The following is an 18,500-nucleotide window of genomic DNA, read 5'->3' on the forward strand; positions in this document are numbered from 1 at the left end:
GATCGCAGCCTGCGGCAGCTCCTACAGGGAAATTGTATTTTTAAGGAACTCGCATGATTCCCAATGACGAACAACAGCAGATCAGCGAAGCCGCCCGTCAGTTTGCCCAGGAGCGGCTGAAACCGTTCGCCGCCGAGTGGGACCGTGAGCACCGTTTCCCCAAGGAAGCCATTGGCGAAATGGCCGAACTGGGCTTCTTCGGTATGTTGGTGCCGGAGCAGTGGGGCGGTTGCGACACCGGTTACCTGGCCTACGCCATGGCCCTGGAAGAAATCGCGGCCGGTGATGGCGCCTGCTCGACCATCATGAGCGTGCACAACTCGGTGGGTTGTGTACCGATCCTCAACTACGGCACCGACGAGCAGAAAGAGCGCTTCCTCAAGCCCCTCGCCAGCGGTGCAATGCTCGGTGCTTTCGCCTTGACCGAGCCGCAGGCCGGGTCTGACGCCAGCGGCCTGAAAACCCGTGCTCGCCTGGAAGGTGATCACTACGTGCTCAACGGCTGCAAACAATTCATCACCTCCGGGCAGAACGCCGGGGTGGTGATCGTGTTCGCCGTGACTGACCCGATCGCTGGCAAACGCGGGATCACGGCACTGATCGTGCCGACCGATTCGCCGGGCTACAAAGTCGCGCGGGTCGAAGACAAGCTCGGCCAGCATGCGTCCGACACCTGCCAGATCCTCTTCGAAGATGTGAAAGTCCCGGTGGCCAACCGTCTGGGCGAAGAGGGCGAAGGTTATAAAATCGCCCTGGCCAACCTCGAAGGCGGCCGTGTCGGTATCGCTTCACAATCGGTGGGCATGGCCCGCGCCGCGTTCGAAGCGGCGCGCGACTACGCCCGTGAGCGCGAGAGTTTCGGCAAGCCGATCATTGAGCATCAGGCTGTCGCGTTCCGTCTGGCGGACATGGCGACCCAGATCGCCGTGGCCCGGCAAATGGTGCATTACGCAGCAGCGTTGAGGGACAGCGGCAAACCGGCGCTGGTCGAGGCATCGATGGCCAAGCTGTTCGCTTCGGAAATGGCTGAGAAAGTCTGCTCCTCGGCGTTGCAAACCCTCGGTGGTTACGGTTATTTGAACGACTTCCCGCTGGAGCGGATTTACCGCGACGTGCGGGTATGCCAGATCTACGAAGGCACCAGCGATATTCAGCGCATGGTCATTTCGCGCAATCTGTGAAAACGCACCCCTGTAGGAGCTGTCGAGTGAAACGAGGCTGCGATCTTTTTGAGACAAGATCAAAAGATCGCAGCCTTCGGCAGCGCCTACAGGGCTACATAGGGCTTAGGAGTTGGTTATGAGTTACGAAACGATTTTGCTGGAAACCCACGGCCGTGTGGGCCTGATCACCCTCAATCGGCCGCAGGCGCTGAACGCCTTGAACGCGCAGATCGTCAGCGAACTGAACCATGCCCTCGATGGTCTGGAAGCCGATTCGAACATCGGTTGCATCGTGCTGACCGGCTCGAAAAAAGCCTTTGCCGCCGGCGCCGACATCAAGGAAATGGCCGAGCTGACCTACCCGCAAATCTACCTCGACGACCTGTTCAGCGATAGCGATCGCGTGGCCAATCGCCGCAAGCCGATCATTGCCGCAGTCAACGGTTTTGCGCTGGGCGGCGGCTGTGAACTGGCGCTGATGTGCGATTTCATCTTGGCCGGCGACAACGCCAGGTTCGGTCAGCCGGAAATCAACCTCGGTGTATTGCCGGGCATGGGCGGCACCCAGCGCCTGACCCGCGCCGTGGGCAAAGCCAAAGCCATGGAGATGTGCCTGAGCGGGCGTTTGATCGATGCCGTGGAAGCGGAACGTTGCGGGATCGTGGCGCGGATCGTGCCGGCGGATGAATTGCTGGACGAAGCACTGAGAGTCGCGGCGTTGATTGCCAAGAAGTCCTTGCCGATTGCGATGATGGTCAAGGAAAGCGTCAACCGCGCCTTTGAAGTAAGCCTGTCGGAAGGTGTGCGCTTTGAACGTCGGGTGTTCCATGCGGCGTTTGCGACACAGGATCAGAAGGAAGGAATGGCGGCGTTCATTGCCAAGCGAGAGGCCGAGTTCCAAGGGAAATAATGGTGCGTCTGTGATGACGCCTTCGCGGGCAAGCCTCGCTCCTACGGGGTTTGCGTACCCGTGCAGGAGCGAGGCTTGCCCGCGCAGCTTTTAAGGCTGATAGCCTCCAGCTACTCTTGTCGACCAACGTGAATCAATTCAGCGGAGGTTGTCATGCGTATCGGATTTATCGGGCTGGGTTCCATGGGCAAAGGCATGGCGGCCAATCTGCTCAAGGCGGGTCATCAGGTACTGGTATGGAACCGTAGCCCCGGCGCGGTCGAGTCCCTGGTCAAACTGGGCGCTGTCGCGGCCGGTCATCCAACCGAGGCCTTCGATGCCGAAGTGGTGATCAGCATGCTCGCCGATGACGCCGTCACCCGCCGCATCGTCATCGAAAGTGGCGCCTTGGCGTCGAGCAAACCGGGTTTGATTCACTTGAGCATGGCAACGCTGTCGGTGGATTTCGTTCGGGAAATGGCTGATTTACATGCTAGCGCCGGGGTCGAGCTGATTGCCGCGCCGGTGTTCGGTCGCAATGACCTGGCCGAATCCGGCATGCTCAACATCGCCGTCGCCGGGCCCCAAGCGGCTATTGCCAAGGTTCAGCCGTTGCTGGACGTGCTTGGGCAGAAAACCTGGCCGATGGGCGAAGACCCGGTCAATGCCAGCATCCTCAAAATCGCCACCAACATGATGTTGATCAGTGCCATCGAAGCCACCGGTGAAGCGATGGCGTTGACCCAAAGTTATGGCGTGGCCAACAACGATTTTGTCGATTTCATTACCAACACCTTGTTCGCGGCGCCGGCCTACAAAGTCTATGGGCCGAAAATTGCCAAGCGTGAAACCGCGGGTGCGGGTTTTACATTGCGTCTAGGGCTGAAGGATGTGAGCCTGGCGTTGAAGGCTGGCGAGCCGAAGCATGTGCCGCTGCCGTTTGCCAGTGTGTTGCGCGATAACTTGCTGGATGCGGTGGCGCTGGGTGAGGGCGAGAGCGATCTGGCGGCGCTGGGGGTGAGGGCGGTGAGGCGTTCCGGGCAGGATTAAAAGATCGCAGCCTGCGGCAGCTCCTACATGGGGACGCAATCTCCTGTAGGAGCTGCCGCAGGCTGCGATCTTTTGCTTTAAATCAGATAATTCTTCAACTCGCGGGCAATCACCATCCGCTGAATCTCGCTCGACCCTTCATAGATCTGGGTGATCCGCGCATCGCGGTAATACTTCTCCACCGGATAGTCTTCCAGATACCCATAACCGCCATGAATCTGGATTGCCGATGAACACACCTTCTCGGCCATTTCCGAGGCAAACAGTTTGGCCTGTGAGGCCTCCGACAGACACGGTTTACCAGCACTGCGCAAGCGCGCGGCGTGCAGGATCATCAATCGCGCGGCGTTCAGTTGCATGTGCATGTCGGCCAGCAGGTTGGCGATGCTCTGGTGTTCGTTGATCGGCTTGCCGAACTGTACGCGATCGCGGGAATAGGCCAGCGCCGCTTCGAATGCCGCGCGGGCGATGCCCAGTGCCTGGGCGGCAATACCGATGCGTCCGCCCTCAAGGTTGGACAGGGCGATGGCCAGGCCTTTGCCCCGTTCACCCAGCAGGTTTGCTTCGGGAATCACGCAATTGTTCAACGTCACCGCACAGGTATCGGAAGCACGGATGCCCATCTTGTGTTCCATGCGATCAACGATGAAACCGGGGTTATCCGTTGGCACCAGGAACGCCGAGATCCCGCGCTTGCCCAAGTCCGGGTCGGTCACGGCAAACACGATCGCCAGTTTCGCCCGTTTGCCGTTGCTGACAAATTGCTTGGCGCCGTTGATCACCCACTGTCCGTCGCGCAGTTCGGCGCGGGTGCGCAAGTTGTGCGCTTCGGAGCCTGCCTGGGGTTCGGTCAGGCAGAAGCAGCCGATGGTTTGACCGCTGGCCAGATCCGCCAGCCAGGTTTGTTTCTGTTCTTCGCTGCCGTAGTTGAGCACCGGCCCGCACCCTACGGAGTTGTGGATGCTCATCAACGCGCCAGTGGCCCCATCGCCGGCCGAGATTTCTTCTACCGCCAGGGCATAAGCGACGTAGTCAACGTAAGTGCCGCCCCATTCCTCCGGCACGACCATGCCCAGCAGGCCCAGTTCGCCCATCTTCGCTACCAGGCTGTCATCGATCCAGCCAGCCTTTTCCCAGGCCTGGGCCTGAGGCGCGATTTCGCCGCGGGCAAAGTCCCGGGCCATGTCGCGGATCATCACTTGTTCTTCTGTCAGTTCGAGATCGTGCATGGCTCAGCTCCCGCTCTCATCGAAACCCTGGAAGAAACTCGCCACATGCTCGGCATTCAGCGCCTGCAAGGTTGGTGGGTTCCAGCGCGGTTTTTTGTCTTTGTCGATCAGCAAGGCGCGCACGCCTTCGATCAGGTCGCCGCGCTCAAACCACTGGCGGTCCAGATGCAGCTCCAGGGCAAAGCATTGTTCAAGGCTCAGATGCCGACCGCGTCGCAGCATTTCCAGCGTTACGCCCATGGCCAGGGGCGAGCGGGTTTCCAGCAGGTCGGCGGTGGTCGTGGCCCACTCATGGCTGTCAGCGACCGTCACTTCGCGCAGTTGCTCAACAATACTCGGCACATCGGGCAGGGCGAAGAAGTGGTCGATGGCCGGCCGCAATGCTTTCAAAGGTGCATCGGGCAGTTGCTGTACAGCGAGTTTCGCCAGCAAACCCTGAAGGTCTTTCAACGGCGTGTCGTGCCATTCCAACTGATCGAGTTTTTCGTCCAGCGCACCGAGTTTGCTGCTGTCCAGATACCAGTCGGCCAGGCCGCAATAGAGTGCATCCGCCGCGCGGAACTGCACACCGCTGACGCCCAGGTAAATCCCTAGCTCGCCGGGAATGCGTGGGAGGAAGTAACTGCCGCCAACGTCCGGGAAATAACCAATCCCCACTTCCGGCATTGCCAGACGGCTTTTATCGGTGACCACTCGCAGATCGGCACCTTGCACCAGGCCCATGCCACCACCGAGGACGAAACCGTCCATCAAGGCCAGTACCGGTTTGCGGTAATGATGGATTGCGATGTCGAGAGCGTATTCCTCGACGAAGAAGTCCTGGTGCAGCGTGTCGCCGCTTTTGAAACTGTCGTGCAGCGAACGAATGTCGCCGCCGGCACAGAAGGCTTTTTCGCCGGCGCCGCGCAACACCACGGCATGCACTTGCGAATCCTGCGCCCAGGCATCGAGCTGGCGGTGCAGGAGGCGGACCATGTCCAGAGTCAGGGCGTTGAGCCCGGCGGGGCGGTTGAGGGTCAGGTGACCGATGTGGTTGCGAACCTCGGCCAGCACTTCATTTTGCATGGCATCCATGGACTGAGTCCCCGGAGAAGAAACCTGAGCAGTCATCACTAACTCCCTGCTTTTGTTGTTCTTTATAGAGTAGCTCGCGCGCGAGCGATGCAGGATCGTAACAGTGCAAATTTGTGATGTACAACGGGGATATATGCAGGGGCTGTTTGCGTTTTTGCCTTATCGGCGAATCAAAAGATCGCAGCCTGCGGCAGTTCTTACATGGAATGCGCTTCAATGTAGGAGCTGCCGCAGGCTGCGATCTTTTCATCTTCAATGACTTCGGCTCAATACCTCACCAATACTGCGACGTTTGGCGTGTAACTCACTGGCATGGATCAATTGTTCGAGGTCTTCCGGGGTGACGTCGAAGAAGGCTTCCATGTCGGCCAGGGCCAGTTTCAAGTCCTGGGCGGTGATTGCCTGGCTGTCGGTCGGCGGATGATCGGCAGGTATCATCGGCACCGGTTCGCTGGCACGTTTCGGGTAACGGATGCGCGTCAGGTTGTTGTAGGCCAGGGCGCTGAGCAACATGATCGAACCGCCGAGCATTACCGGGCCGAGGGCTTTCCAGTCCATGGCAATGGTCGCGGGGTCGGCGAGCACCAACGTCAACGCCAATGCGCCGGCCGGTGGATGCAGACAACGCAACCAGCACATCAGAAGCAACGCCATGCCCGCTGCGAGGCATGCGCTTCCGAGGGTTCGACCGAGCACGTGTGCGACCAGCAACGAGACGACCCCGGCGCTCAAGTAGCCGCCGAGTATCGACCAGGGTTGCGCCAGAGCACCGGAAGACACTGCGAACAACAACACCGCCGAAGCCCCGAGTGGCCCGATCAGGTGTTGCGCCACCTCCACGCCAAATACCTGGCCACACAGCCAGACGCTGAGCATTGTCCCCAGGGCCATGCCAATCGCAGCGCGGCTCCATTCGGTGGGGCGGGTATTGATGGCGGCGGGCAACCAGCGAGCAAACATGACGAACCGTTCCCTTGTGAAAAAACCGAGGAAAAAAAAAGGCTTATCTGGGATACCCAGAAAGCCCTTGAAGGTGTTCCAACTATTGGGGGAGGAACGAGCACAGTGTGCCGATCATTGCTGATGCTGACAAATTCATATTAATGAGGCTTCAGTTCACTAATTCTGATGTATCGCCACGCGACGGCCACTCATGAAGCACAGGAGTCCGCCAAGGGCAGCGAGTGCACTCAAGGCATAAAACATGGTGGGCGCGGGTGTGTGCATCAGCAGGAAGCCGCAAATGACCGGGCTCAGCGCGCCGCCAAGGGCCGCGAGGTTCTGAGCACCGTAGTAGCTACCGCGCAATGCTTCAGGAGCCAGGGTGTCCACGAACAGAAATTCGGCTGGGTAAATAATGATTTCGCCAAGGGTGAAGATGAACATCGCCACGCACCAACCCAGCAAACTGTTCGCGAAGCTGAAACCGATCAGCCCGAGGATGAACAGGCCGGTGCCCACCACGATCCAGTGGCGCAAATGCTCGCGCTTGAGGAAACGCCCGATCTGGTATTGCAGCAGGATCACGCTGATGGCATTGCAGGCGAGCAGGGCGGCCATCACTTTCAAGGTGTTCTGGTCGTCGCTGGTGACCAGCAGGTACTGCGACAGGTAGAAGGTAAAGCGACCATGCACCACAGTGCTGAGCAGGCAGCCGCAAGTGAACATAATCAGCGTGCGGTCGTTTTTCAGTGTTATCAAGGTTTTGAGAAAGCTCTGGACTTGACCGGTCGCAGGCGTCAATGCGGGGTTCCTGGCAATTCCGGTCATCAAAAAGAGGCTGGAAAATGCAATGCCGGCGGCGATCAAGAACGGTGCAATCGGATAGACACCAGCAATCACCACACCCAGCATCGGGCCGATGGCGTAGCCAATATTGGTCAAGGTGTAATTCAGGGAGAACGCCTTTGCGCGTTGGCCGACCGGCAGGTTTTCGCTGAGGATGGCTTTGGAGCCGATGAGAAACAGCGCCGAAGCGGTTTCGGTGGCCACCAGGGTGACAGTAGTCAGGTAGAGGTTTTCGGCGAAGGTCAGCAGCACCAGGCCAATGGCACTGGAAAGCATCGTCAGAATCAGCAGCCGGCGCTTTTCCAGGCGATCGATGATGTAACCACCGTAGAGCGCGAGCAGCGTCGCGATGAACACTGCGATACCCAACAGCAAGCCAACGTCCTGCTGATTAAGGCCGAGCTTGTTGCTCAGAAAAAGTGTGAGCATCGGGCTGGTGATCGCGCGGCTGACGACGATGGTCAACGAACAGATCAGCAAGCGGCGAATGACGAGCGAGTAGGTGGTCACGGAGCGTGAATGTCCTTATTCGAATCGCATCATCGTACACGCTCATGTAGAAGCTGCCGAAGGCTGCGATCTTTTGATCTTAAATCCAGGGTCAAAAGATCGCAGCCTTCGGCAGCGCCTACAAGGGGCGGTGCAGCAGGACGAAATCGTTTTTGTCGAAACGTCCGTTCAGAACTGGCGTCAACGCGCCCAAAGGCGTGCCATGCAGGGCGCGGTAGTCGCTTTGATCCATCACCAGCCACAGCGGCCCCTGAAGGTTTTCCAGTTCCTGAATCGACTCGGTAAACACCGGTTGCACGTCCTGCTCGATATTGACCATGAACTTGATGGCCTTGGCGTCTTTGCCCATGCCGTGCAGCACCAGCGGCGCGGGGTCCTTTTGCACTTGTGCAAAGGTTGCGCGGCTGAAAGATTGGGTGTCGTAGAGCTGCCGCTCGACCGGTTCGAACACCAGTATGCACACCGACCACAGCGCCAGAACCGCAGAAAACGCCAGGACTTGCGCACGCCAGCGCGCTTTCGCAAGTACCGCCAACGCGATCACTTGCAAACTACCGAGCACAATCAACACCGGACCCAGGCTGGTCAAAACTTGTGGATAACGTCGCTGGGCAAGCAGCAATCCGCCGATCAAAAGCGCGGGCAGCAGCAGCCACATACCCTGCATCAATACGCGTATTCCATTGAACAGCCGGCCCTGAGCCACCGCAAAAGGGTACGCCGCAATGATCGCCGCCATAGGCAGCATAGGCAGCATATACCGGGCCTTTTTTGCCTGAGGTATGGAGAGTCCCAGCATGACGATCAACCCGGCCGCGGCGCAGTACTGCACCAAGCGCAACGCCGGCCCGTTCTGACGAGGGTTACCCAGCAGCACCGCGACCAAGGTCAGCAATGCCAATGGATAGGCCAGCGCGTAGTTACCGATTGAGCTCGTGAAGTAATACAGCGAACCGCTGACGCCTTCGCTGCCGTCCATGCGTCCCATGAACTGCATGCGAATCACATCCTGCATGAAGATCGGGCCGCCGCTGGTTTCGGCCAGCCACAGCAGGGCACCGACGCACACCGCCAGCAGCAGTGCGGCGGTCAAACCAAAACCAAACAGTCGCTGCCAATCACGATTGAGCATGTAGTAGCTGCAAAGCATGCCCGTGGGTACGACCAGTCCGATCGGCCCGCGAACGCCGAAACCAAGCAGCAACAGGAACAGGATCAGCACCCAACGGCGCCGCGCCGCGAAATGATCGGCGGCATAGCCCAGGTAAAACACGGCAAACGCCACCGCTGCCAGCATCAAATCCTGGGACACGGCGCGGGTTTCGGTGACGAAGGTGTTGGTCAGCAGCATCAGGGCGATGCTCAGCAGTGCCCAGCGTCTGGAATACGGCGCCACCAGTCGGTACATCAAGGTAACGATGACCGCCCCGGCGATGGCGCTCGGCAGCCAGGCACTCAGGCTGTTGACCTGCCCGAACGGCAGGGCCAGCAGCCAGATAAACACCGTCGAAAGCGCCGAGTAGTCGGCGTAAGGCTGGCCATAGGTGGTGGGGAAAAACGACGGCCCGTGGCGCAACATCTCCTGGGCAAACATCACGAAGCGCGAATCGAAGCCGATTGGCGCCTGCTGATAGACCCCGGCGCTGAATAACAGCAGCGCCAACAGCCCGACGACGAAGGACTGCTGGCGGATACTCAGGGTCATGACGATTGAGCGACCACCGAAGCGGCAGACCATTGCTGATGCGGGATCGGCAATTTGCGCGACTCGCCACGGCCCATCGGGAAGTACAGGAAACCATTGCGAGACAGGCGCTCGGCGTCGTACAGGTTACGGCCGTCGAAAATCACCGGAGCGCTGAGCCGCTGACGGATCAGATCGAAATCCGGTGCCTTGAACTGTTGCCATTCGGTGCAGATGATCAGCGCGTCGGCGCCGTTCAATACCGATTCCGGCGTCCCCATGAGCGCCAGTTTGGCTTCATCGGGATACAGATTCTGGGTTTCCTGCATCGCTTCCGGGTCGAACGCCCGCACGCTGGCACCGGCGGCCCACAACGATTCGAGCAGGACCCGGCTCGGCGCATCGCGCATGTCGTCGGTGTTGGGTTTGAACGCCAGGCCCCACAAGGCGAAGGTCTTGCCGCGCAGATCGCCCTGGTAGAACGCATTGATGCGTTCGAACAGCTTGTGTTTCTGCCGCTGATTGATGGCTTCCACCGCTTGCAACAGGTCGCTGGAGCAGTGGGCCTCTTGGGCGCTGTGGATCAGGGCGCGCATGTCTTTGGGGAAGCACGAGCCGCCGTAACCGCAGCCGGGGTAAATGAAGTGGTAACCGATGCGCGAGTCGGCGCCGATGCCCAATCGGACCGATTCAATGTCCGCACCCAGGTGCTCGGCCAGTTCGGCAATCTGGTTGATGAAACTGATTTTGGTCGCCAGCATGCAGTTGGCGGCATATTTGGTCAGCTCGGCGCTGCGCAGGTCCATGAACATGATCCGGTCATGGTTGCGGTTGAACGGTGCATACAGATCACGCATCACATCACGCACTTCATCTCGTTCGCAGCCGATGATGATGCGGTCCGGGCGCCGGCAGTCGGTCACGGCCGAGCCTTCCTTGAGAAACTCCGGGTTGGAGACAATATCGAACTGCAACAACCGCCCGCTCTTGATCAGGCACTTGTCGATGTGCTCGCGCAAGGCATCTCCGGTCCCCACCGGCACTGTGGATTTCTCCACCAGAATGGCCGGCTGTTCGCGATGCCGCGCCACGGCATCGCCTACAGACAGTACGTAACGCAAGTCCGCCGAGCCATCGTCCCGAGACGGTGTGCCGACGGCGATGAACAACACCTGGCCGTGTTGTACGGCGAATTTTTCGTCAGAAGTGAACTGCAGGCGCTTGGCGTCGAGGCTTTCACGTACCAGGCTGGCCAGCCCCGGCTCGAAAATGCTCACGTGGCCTTGTTTCAGTAACTCGATCTTTTTTTCGTCAACGTCCATGCAGACCACGTCGTGACCGACTTCAGCCAATACGGCTGCCTGTACAAGGCCGACGTAACCGCTACCAAATACGCTAATTTTCATGGTGCACTCCTAAATTCGGGCGCGCGAGCAGGTCGAGAGTTAATGGTGATGACGCCGAGGATGACCAGCGCCACCCCGAGGCTTTTGGAAAGGCTGAAATGTTCGTTGAACAGCGGCAGGCTTGCCGCCGCCAGATACACCAGCGCGTAGCTGATGCTCAGCAGCGAGTAGGCCCGGCCCAGAGGCAGATCCCGCAGGGCGGCGAGCCAGCAGAGCATCGACAGCGCATAGGCGAAAATTGCCGCCAGCACCACCGCGATTGCGGTCAGGTCGATGTGAGCGCTGAGCCATTGTTCGGGCGACGGCAGGCGACTCATGCTCCAGCGCATGCCCAACTGAGCGGCGCTGACCAGCAGCACACTGCCCAGGGCGAAGGTGACTCCGCGACGCAGGTTCATGTGTGTTGCCCCAGCAAAACCACGCCACCGATCACCAGCGCTACACCCAGCCAGTGACGACGGTCGATGGTTTCATGAAAAACGAAGCGTGCGACCAGGGTGATCAGCACGAAATTGAGGCTCAGCATCGGGTAGGCGATGCCCACTTCGAGGCGCTGCAAAACCAGCAACCACACCAGCAGGCCCAGGCCAAGGGCAACAAGCGCCAACCATAACCAAGGCGAACGCAGTTTCTCGGCCCAGCCCGAGGGTTGCCCGCGCCAGCTTTCAACGGCGTACTTCTGGGCGATCTGACCAAGGCATGTCAGCAGGCAGGCAAACAGTAGTAGAAGCAGGCTCACGGTGCCGCCTGCGGAATAATCAAAATCACAATGTTGCCTTGTTCATAACGCTGGCCTTCCTTGGGCAGCTGATCGAGCTCGTGCAGTTCGTCGTCACCCTTGACCCGCATTACCACACCGACCGAACCGTGCTGACGGGCGTTGCGCATCCATTGCTGGACCTGATTGGGGTCGACTCGCTGCTTTATCGAGTCAGGATAGGCAAGGCCATATTTCAATTCGCCTATCGTGTTGTACAAAGCCACATCCGGGCGTTTCATGCGCCAGGCCAGGGCCGATGCGGCGCCCAGGTCATTGCTCAGCAATTGTCCGGTCTGGCTGAGTTCCTGAGCGTGATCGAGGATGAACTGGTCGGGCATTTTGTTGGCGACCACCGAATTAGGCAGTCCTGCGGGCAGCACGGCGATCAGCAAAAGGCTGCCGAAGGCTGGCGCGGCCCAGCATTGCAGGGGGCGAAACGCTTGCAGCAGGTTGGCCATGATCCAGCCAATCAGGCCGATGAACACCAGTACCAGATTGTGCAGTTCATGGTCGTACAGCGGCTTTTTCAGTTGCAGGTAAACCAGAGCCAGCAGGGTGACCACGCCCAGTATCAGGTTCAGCAGTCCGTTGAGGCCGAGCGTGCGGCCTTGTTCGAGCTTCAAGCGATCGGCCAGAGCGTTGCCCAAAAGCAAGGCCAATGGCAGCAGGCAGGGCAGAATGTAGGCGGGCAGCTTGCCTTTGCTCAGGCTGAAAAAGATCAGCGGCATCAGCAGCCACAACAACAGGAAGCCGATTTGAGCCTCGCGTCGGGTCTGCCAGGCTTGCTTGAGCGCGGCGGGCAGCAACGCGACCCACGGCAAGCTGAAGCCCACCAGCAACGGCAAATAGAACCACCACGGCGCGTCATGTTGTGCATCGTCACCGGCGAAGCGACGAATGTGTTCATGCCAGAAGAAGAACCTCCAGTAATCGGGTTCGTGGGCATGCACGGCCAAAGCCCATGGCAAGCTGACGACGACCGCCACCACAATCGCCACCGGGCCGTAAACGAGCAATTCACGCCAGCGTTTTTGCCACACCACCCAAGGCAGGGCGACCAGCACCGGCAATAACCAGGCGAGAAAACCCTTGGTCATGAAACCCATGCCACAGGCCAGCCCTAGCACCGCCCAACCTGCAAGGCGCTGACCACGACCGTGACTGTCCAGCGCGAACCACAACCCCACCAGGCTCAAATTGACCCAGAACGTGAATTGCGGATCGAGATTGGCATAACCGGCCGAGCCGGCCACCACGGTGAAACTCATGTACAGCAGCGCGCAGGCGAAACTCTTGCGTAGCTCGTTCCACATCCGGCGGGCGACCAGGTAACACAGCATTACGCTCAGCGCGGTGCTCAATGCCGAAGCGAAACGCACACCGAACAGGTTTTGCCCAAACACCGCTTGACCGAGAGCGATCATCCAGTAGCCGGCTGCCGGTTTTTCGAAATAGCGTACGGTCATGAAGTGCGGCGAAATCCAGTTGCCACTCAGCAGCATGTCCTGGCTGATCTGGGCATAGCGGGTTTCATCGGGAATCCACAAGCCATGGGTGCCCATTGGCAGCAGGTAGGCCAGCACCATAAGGGCCAGCAACATTGGCAGCGCCCAACGCTTGCTCATGCGCCTTGCACTCCCAGCCAGCCTTCACGACCTTCGAGCGCACCGCGCATGACGCGACCGACCGGTAAACTGCCGATGGACTCGGGCAACAGATTGCCCAAGGGTTGAAAACGGATGTCACGCTGGCGCGCATCGGCCAGCAGTTGACGAAAATCATTGGCCATCAGAATCCCTTCTACTTCGGCATGGATGGTGTAGACATTGAGTTTTTCTGCGCTGAAACGCTCAAGAATGAAGGCGTTGAAGTCTTTGGCTGCAACGCTTGGGCCGACCACTTCATCGAAAGTCGGCAGGTCCACTGGAATCTGCGGGGCGCCATGACCGCCACCGGCCAACGTCGGCTGGAACAGGCTGTGGCCGCGACAATCGCTGTTGTAGCGAAAGCCAAAAGCTTGCTTGGCTTCGATCACACGCTCGTCCGCACGCCATCCGGCGACGGCCGAACACTCGACTTTTGCGCCAAGGATGTCGCTGAGCGTGTCCACGCCGCGACGAATCTGCTCGACCAGTTGCGCGTCGCTCCAGCGCCCGGCATTGGCCTGCCAGCCATGGTGATCCCACGCGTGCAGGCCGACTTCATGCCCGGCGTCCCGGGCCTGACGCATCAGGTGCCCAAGGTCGCGGCCAATCGGTTTGCCTGGCCACGCGGTGCCGGCCAGCAGGATGTCCCAGCCATACAGGCCGGCAGCGTTGGAACGGAGCATTTTCCAGAGGAACTGCGGGCGGATAAGGCGCCATAAATGGCGCCCCATATTGTCCGGCCCGACGCTGAAGAAAAACGTCGCCTTGACCTGTGCTTCGTCCAGTATTTCCAACAACCTCGGCACCCCCTCACGGGTGCCTCGGTAAGTGTCGACATCGATCCGAAGGCCTGCCTGCATCAACGCTTGTCCGCTATTTCGAGCATGGCTTCGCGCAGGAAGAAGTCCAGCGTGTTGCCGATGGTTTCGCTCATTTCCACGGTTGGCGCCCAGTCCAGCAGACGCTTGGCATTGGCGATGCTCGGTTTGCGATGGGACACGTCCTGGTAGCCGGTGCCGTAGAACGCCTTGCTTTCGACATCGCGGAAACCGGCGAACGGCGGGAAGTTGTCGCGCAACGGGTGCGCTTCGAACTGACGCAATAACTCTTCGCCCAACTGGCGAATGCTGGCTTCGTTTTCCGGGTTACCGATGTTGATGATCTGGCCGTTGCAGGCATCGTTGTCGTTGTCGATGATGCGCGCCAGGGCTTCGATGCCGTCAGCGATGTCGGTGAAGCAGCGCTTCTGCTCGCCACCGTCGAACAGGCGGATCGGTGTGCCTTCCACCAGGTTGAGGATCAACTGAGTGATCGCCCGGGAGCTGCCGATCCGTGCCGAGTCCAGGCGGTCCAGACGCGGGCCCATCCAGTTGAATGGGCGGAACAGGGTGAAGTTCAGACCCTTGGCACCGTAGGCCCAGATCACGCGGTCGAGCAATTGCTTGGAAACCGAGTAGATCCAGCGCTGCTTGTTGATTGGACCGACCACCAGGTTGGAGGTGTCTTCGTCGAAATATTGGTCCTGGCACATGCCATAGACTTCGGAAGTCGACGGGAAGATCACGCGCTTGTTGTACTTGACGCAGTAGCGAACCAGTTTCAGGTTCTCTTCGAAGTCCAGTTCAAATACACGCAGCGGATTGCGGGTGTATTCGATCGGTGTAGCGATGGCCACCAGCGGCAGGACCACGTCGCATTTCTTGATGTGGTACTCGATCCACTCGGAGTGAATGCTGATATCGCCTTCCACATAGTGGAAGTTCGGGTGGCTGCGCAGGCGCTCGATGGCATCGGAGCCGATGTCCAGGCCGTAGACTTCATAACGGTCGTCACGCAGCAGACGCTCGGACAGGTGGTTACCGATGAAACCGTTCACACCGAGGATCAGGACACGAGTGCGGCGTGGTTTGCGGCCGGATTCAGCGCCGCGCAATACAGAGCCTTCCACCAGACCTAACTCGTTTGCCAGGGCCGAGCCACTCAGATACAGGCCGTTGTCGTTGCGCTGCCCGGCGTTGATCACCAGCGAGTCTTCGCCACAGGCAATGCGCAGCGGATCGACGCTGATCACCCGGCCCGGGGCCTGGCCTTCGTTGCCCTTTACCACTTGGGCGCTCCACACAATCAGTTTGTGCTCGCCTACCGCGCAGAATGCGCCCGGATAAGGCTTGGTCACGGCGCGAACCAGGTTGAACAGTTCTTCCGCCGGTTTTTGCCACAGCAATTTGCCGTCAGCCGGAGTACGGCGGCCAAACACGGTGGCTTTGGATTCGTCCTGCGGGGTCTCGACGACTGTACCCTGCAACAGCGCCGGCAAGGTGTCGCGCAGCAGGTCAGTAGCGGCCACGCGCAGTTTGCCGTGCAGGCTCAGTGCGGTGTCGCTGCGCTCAATGGCTACCGGTTGCTGGGCGAGAATCGCGCCGGCATCGGCCCGTTTGACCATGCGATGCAGGGTCACGCCGGTGTCGGTTTCACCGTTGACCAGTACCCAGTTGGCCGGTGCACGGCCACGGTAGCGTGGCAGTAACGAACCGTGCAGGTTGAACGCACCTTTGCGGGCGGTGGCCAGCAAGGGTTCGCTCAGCAGGTTGCGGTAATAGAACGAGAAAATGTAATCGGGGTTGAGCTTGCTGATGCGCTCGATCCACAGCGGGTGGTTGGCGTCTTCCGGCGCATGCACCGCGATGCCCTTGTTCGCGCACAATTGCGCAACGGAACCGTAGAAGGCGTTCTCTTTGGGATCATCGGCGTGGGTGAATACTGCGGCAATTTCGATGCCGCAACTGAGCAAGGTTTCGATGCCGGCACAGCCAATATCGTGATAGGCGAAGACAACAGCTTTTGCGCTCATGAAAGAACCTGATCTGAAGAAGTGGAAGAGAAACCGTCAACGGTAATAGCGGGAGCGGGGTCGGCAGGCTGGCTGCGCAGCACCTTTTCAATAAAGAAGCGCGGCCGGGCGCGAACATCGCTGTACATGCGGCCAAGGTACTCGCCGAGCAGGCCCATGCCGATGAACTGCCCACCGGTGAACACGAACAGCACCGCGAACAATACAAAGGTGCCACCACCGGCCCAACCGGCACCGAACACCAGGCGCAACAGGATCAGCGCGATCGCGAACAGCACGCCAAGCGCTGCCATGCCGAAGCCGACAATGCTCAACAAGCGCAGCGGCGTGGTGGTCATGCAGGTGACCAGGTCGAACATCAGGTTGACCAGGCGCATCGGACTGTACTTGGATTCCCCGTGCTCACGCTCGGCGTGAGTCACCAGGATTTCCGTGGTGTGGCGGGCGAAGCTGTTAGCCAGGATCGGGATGAATGTGCTGCGCTCACGGCAGGCGAGCATGGCGTCAACGATGGTGCGGCGGTAGGCGCGCAACATGCAGCCGTAGTCGCTCATGGCAACGCCGGTGGACCGTTGCACGGCAAGGTTGATCAGCTTCGACGGCCAGCGACGCAAGGCCGAGTCCTGTCGGTTATTGCGCACGGTGGCAACCACGTCGTAGCCAAGTTCGGCCTGGGCCACCAGCCGCGGGATTTCCTCAGGCGGGTTTTGCAGATCGGCGTCGAGGGTAATCACCACGTCGCCTTTGCACTGTTCGAAACCAGCCATGATTGCCGCATGCTGGCCATAATTGCGGTTGAGAATGACCGCCACTACCGGGCTGCCGGGGCGGGACGCGGCTTGCTCCAGAAGGTGCGCGGAGTCATCGCGGCTGCCATCGTCGACCAGCACAATTTCATAGGCATGGTTCAGTTGTTCGCATGCCGCTTCAGTGCGGCGCAGCAGTTCGGGCAGGCTGTCTTCTTCGTTGTAGACCGGAATCACGATCGATACGAAGTTGATTGGGTAAGGTCTCACAGGCGTCTGTCCAGGCAGTTTTCAATGGCACCGGCGACGCGCTCGACGTCATCGGTGGTCATGTCGGGGAACAACGGGATCGAAACCAATCGCGCCGAGTTCCATTCGGTGTTGGGGAGATAAATGTCGGGGTAGCGCTGGCGATACCAAGCGTGCAAGTGCGTCGCGATAAAGTGAATACCGGTGCCGATGTTCTGTTCTTGCAAGGCTTTCATGAATGCCTCGCGGTCCAGTCCGCAGTGTTCGGAATCGATACGCAGGATGAACAGGTGCCAGGCGTGCTGCTGCGAATGGGCCGGAATGGCCAATGGTTGTACCGGCAGGCCTTCCAGGCGCTGCAAATAAGCGGTGGCCAGCTGCGTGCGTTTGGCGTTGATCTCGTCCAGTCGCTCCAGTTGCACCAGCGCGATGGCGGCATTGATGTCGGCCAGGTTGTATTTGAATCCCGGCTCCATCACTTGAGCCTGGGGTTTGCGGCCATGGGTCAGGCGGTCATACGCGTCGACGCCCAGGCCATGGAATTTGAGCATGCGTACGCGCGAGGCCAGGGCTTCATCATCGCTGACGAACATCGCGCCTTCGGCGCAGGTCATGTTCTTGATTGCGTGGAACGAAAAAATCGCCGTGCCTTGGGCACCGACGTGGCGACCTTTGTACAAGGTGCCAGCTGCGTGGGCAGCGTCTTCGATAACGGCGATGCCGTGTTTGTCAGCCAGCGCATACAGTGGGTCGAGATCGAACGCGGCGCCGGCGTAATGCACCGGGATGATCGCTTTGGTACGCGGGGTGATCGCTGCCTCGATGCTCGCCAGGTCGCTCATTAGTGTGTCGCGATCAACGTCCACGAACACCGGGGTGGCGCCCAACAGGCAGATCATGTTGGCGGTGGAAACCCAAGTCTGCGACGGCGTGATGACTTCATCACCGGGACCGATGCCCAAAGCCAACAAAGTGATATGCATCCCGCCAGTGGCGGAGGACAGTGCCACCGCATGTCGGCAGCCGACATAGTTGGCAAAATGTTCTTCCAGTGCCTGGTTTTTTGGCCCGGTAGTGATCCAGCCTGAACGCAGTACTTGTTCTACGGCTGCGATTTCCTCATCGCCGATACTGGGGCGGGAGAAGGGGAGAAAAGCCTGACTCATGGGCACCTCGGGGCTGAAAAAAATAGCCGTTGAGGCTAAAAAAAAACACATCCGGTTTTAGCATAGACGCTAAAACAAAAGCCGCATCAATTAGTTACCTAAGAGAAATGAGAAACTGCATCAGTTGACTTTTTCTGCCCTGGCCGGCAGGTTGGGCGCCCATCAGAGCCAGTCGCATTGTTATGAGGGTATGCTCGATTTTGTGAAAGGAACATGAAAAAACGGTTGGCGAATCGTTTATCTGAAGGCTATTAAGCGACTGTTCAGACTTCTGCCGTTTATCGCTGCT

Annotated in this window: 16 protein-coding genes; 3 read left to right on the top strand and 13 right to left on the bottom strand. The window is 59.3% G+C overall.

The annotated features are described in order from the left end of the window. Positions 1-53 precede the first annotated feature (53 nt). The 3 genes from KUF73_RS10330 to KUF73_RS10340 all read left to right on the top strand — a co-directional run bounded on the left by KUF73_RS10330 (position 54) and on the right by KUF73_RS10340 (position 3,102). A complete protein-coding gene (locus KUF73_RS10330; RefSeq protein WP_218437947.1) occupies positions 54-1,181 on the top strand; it encodes an acyl-CoA dehydrogenase in 1,128 nt (375 codons plus the stop codon). Between the two features lie 118 nt (positions 1,182-1,299). Then, positions 1,300-2,073 carry an enoyl-CoA hydratase gene (locus KUF73_RS10335; RefSeq protein ID WP_218437948.1) on the top strand — a complete coding sequence of 258 codons (774 nt, stop codon included), beginning with the start codon at positions 1,300-1,302 and terminating at the stop codon, positions 2,071-2,073. Between the two features lie 153 nt (positions 2,074-2,226). Next, positions 2,227-3,102 carry an NAD(P)-dependent oxidoreductase gene (locus tag KUF73_RS10340; protein ID WP_218437949.1) on the top strand — a complete coding sequence of 292 codons (876 nt, stop codon included), beginning with the start codon at positions 2,227-2,229 and terminating at the stop codon, positions 3,100-3,102. A gap of 77 nt (positions 3,103-3,179) precedes the next feature. Here KUF73_RS10340 and KUF73_RS10345 read toward each other — a convergent pair whose 3' ends face one another. From KUF73_RS10345 to arnB, 13 genes are all read right to left on the bottom strand, one after another. Next, entirely contained in the window at positions 3,180-4,331 is a 1,152-nt protein-coding gene (locus KUF73_RS10345; protein ID WP_218437950.1) for an acyl-CoA dehydrogenase family protein, read from the bottom strand. A gap of 3 nt (positions 4,332-4,334) precedes the next feature. Further along, complete coding sequence (locus tag KUF73_RS10350) at positions 4,335-5,441, bottom strand: enoyl-CoA hydratase/isomerase family protein (RefSeq protein ID WP_218437951.1); 1,107 nt, start codon at positions 5,439-5,441, stop codon at positions 4,335-4,337. 216 nt (positions 5,442-5,657) lie between these two features. Then, positions 5,658-6,365 carry an HPP family protein gene (locus KUF73_RS10355; protein WP_218437952.1) on the bottom strand — a complete coding sequence of 236 codons (708 nt, stop codon included), beginning with the start codon at positions 6,363-6,365 and terminating at the stop codon, positions 5,658-5,660. A 159-nt stretch (positions 6,366-6,524) separates the two neighbouring features. Next, on the bottom strand, positions 6,525-7,703 hold the full coding sequence (locus KUF73_RS10360; RefSeq protein WP_218437953.1) for an MFS transporter: 1,179 nt from the start codon (positions 7,701-7,703) through the stop codon (positions 6,525-6,527). Between the two features lie 118 nt (positions 7,704-7,821). Then, entirely contained in the window at positions 7,822-9,408 is a 1,587-nt protein-coding gene (locus KUF73_RS10365) for a glycosyltransferase family 39 protein (protein ID WP_218437954.1), read from the bottom strand. After that, complete coding sequence (locus KUF73_RS10370) at positions 9,405-10,793, bottom strand: UDP-glucose/GDP-mannose dehydrogenase family protein (RefSeq protein ID WP_218437955.1); 1,389 nt, start codon at positions 10,791-10,793, stop codon at positions 9,405-9,407. The genes KUF73_RS10365 and KUF73_RS10370 overlap by 4 nt, the downstream gene beginning before the upstream one ends. Continuing rightward, on the bottom strand, positions 10,790-11,191 hold the full coding sequence (arnF, locus tag KUF73_RS10375) for a 4-amino-4-deoxy-L-arabinose-phosphoundecaprenol flippase subunit ArnF (protein ID WP_218437956.1): 402 nt from the start codon (positions 11,189-11,191) through the stop codon (positions 10,790-10,792). The genes KUF73_RS10370 and arnF overlap by 4 nt, the downstream gene beginning before the upstream one ends. Further along, on the bottom strand, positions 11,188-11,532 hold the full coding sequence (gene arnE / locus KUF73_RS10380; protein ID WP_218437957.1) for a 4-amino-4-deoxy-L-arabinose-phosphoundecaprenol flippase subunit ArnE: 345 nt from the start codon (positions 11,530-11,532) through the stop codon (positions 11,188-11,190). Before arnE ends, arnF begins: the two co-directional genes overlap by 4 nt. After that, positions 11,529-13,178 (bottom strand): lipid IV(A) 4-amino-4-deoxy-L-arabinosyltransferase, encoded by a 1,650-nt coding sequence (arnT, locus tag KUF73_RS10385; protein WP_218437958.1) that lies wholly within the window; start codon positions 13,176-13,178, stop codon positions 11,529-11,531. The genes arnE and arnT overlap by 4 nt, the downstream gene beginning before the upstream one ends. Beyond that, the gene (arnD, locus tag KUF73_RS10390; RefSeq protein WP_218437959.1) at positions 13,175-14,059 is read right to left on the bottom strand and encodes a 4-deoxy-4-formamido-L-arabinose-phosphoundecaprenol deformylase; all 885 of its coding nucleotides are present in this window, start codon (positions 14,057-14,059) and stop codon (positions 13,175-13,177) included. The genes arnT and arnD overlap by 4 nt, the downstream gene beginning before the upstream one ends. Next, entirely contained in the window at positions 14,059-16,050 is a 1,992-nt protein-coding gene (gene arnA, locus KUF73_RS10395) for a bifunctional UDP-4-amino-4-deoxy-L-arabinose formyltransferase/UDP-glucuronic acid oxidase ArnA (protein ID WP_218437960.1), read from the bottom strand. The genes arnD and arnA overlap by 1 nt, the downstream gene beginning before the upstream one ends. Next, positions 16,047-17,066 carry an undecaprenyl-phosphate 4-deoxy-4-formamido-L-arabinose transferase gene (gene arnC, locus KUF73_RS10400; RefSeq protein ID WP_218437961.1) on the bottom strand — a complete coding sequence of 340 codons (1,020 nt, stop codon included), beginning with the start codon at positions 17,064-17,066 and terminating at the stop codon, positions 16,047-16,049. Before arnC ends, arnA begins: the two co-directional genes overlap by 4 nt. Further along, positions 17,063-18,211 carry a UDP-4-amino-4-deoxy-L-arabinose aminotransferase gene (gene arnB / locus KUF73_RS10405; protein WP_218437962.1) on the bottom strand — a complete coding sequence of 383 codons (1,149 nt, stop codon included), beginning with the start codon at positions 18,209-18,211 and terminating at the stop codon, positions 17,063-17,065. Before arnB ends, arnC begins: the two co-directional genes overlap by 4 nt. Between the last annotated feature and the right edge of the window lie 289 nt (positions 18,212-18,500).

This window comes from Pseudomonas sp. PD9R (assembly GCF_019200975.1).
GTDB lineage: Bacteria > Pseudomonadota > Gammaproteobacteria > Pseudomonadales > Pseudomonadaceae > Aquipseudomonas.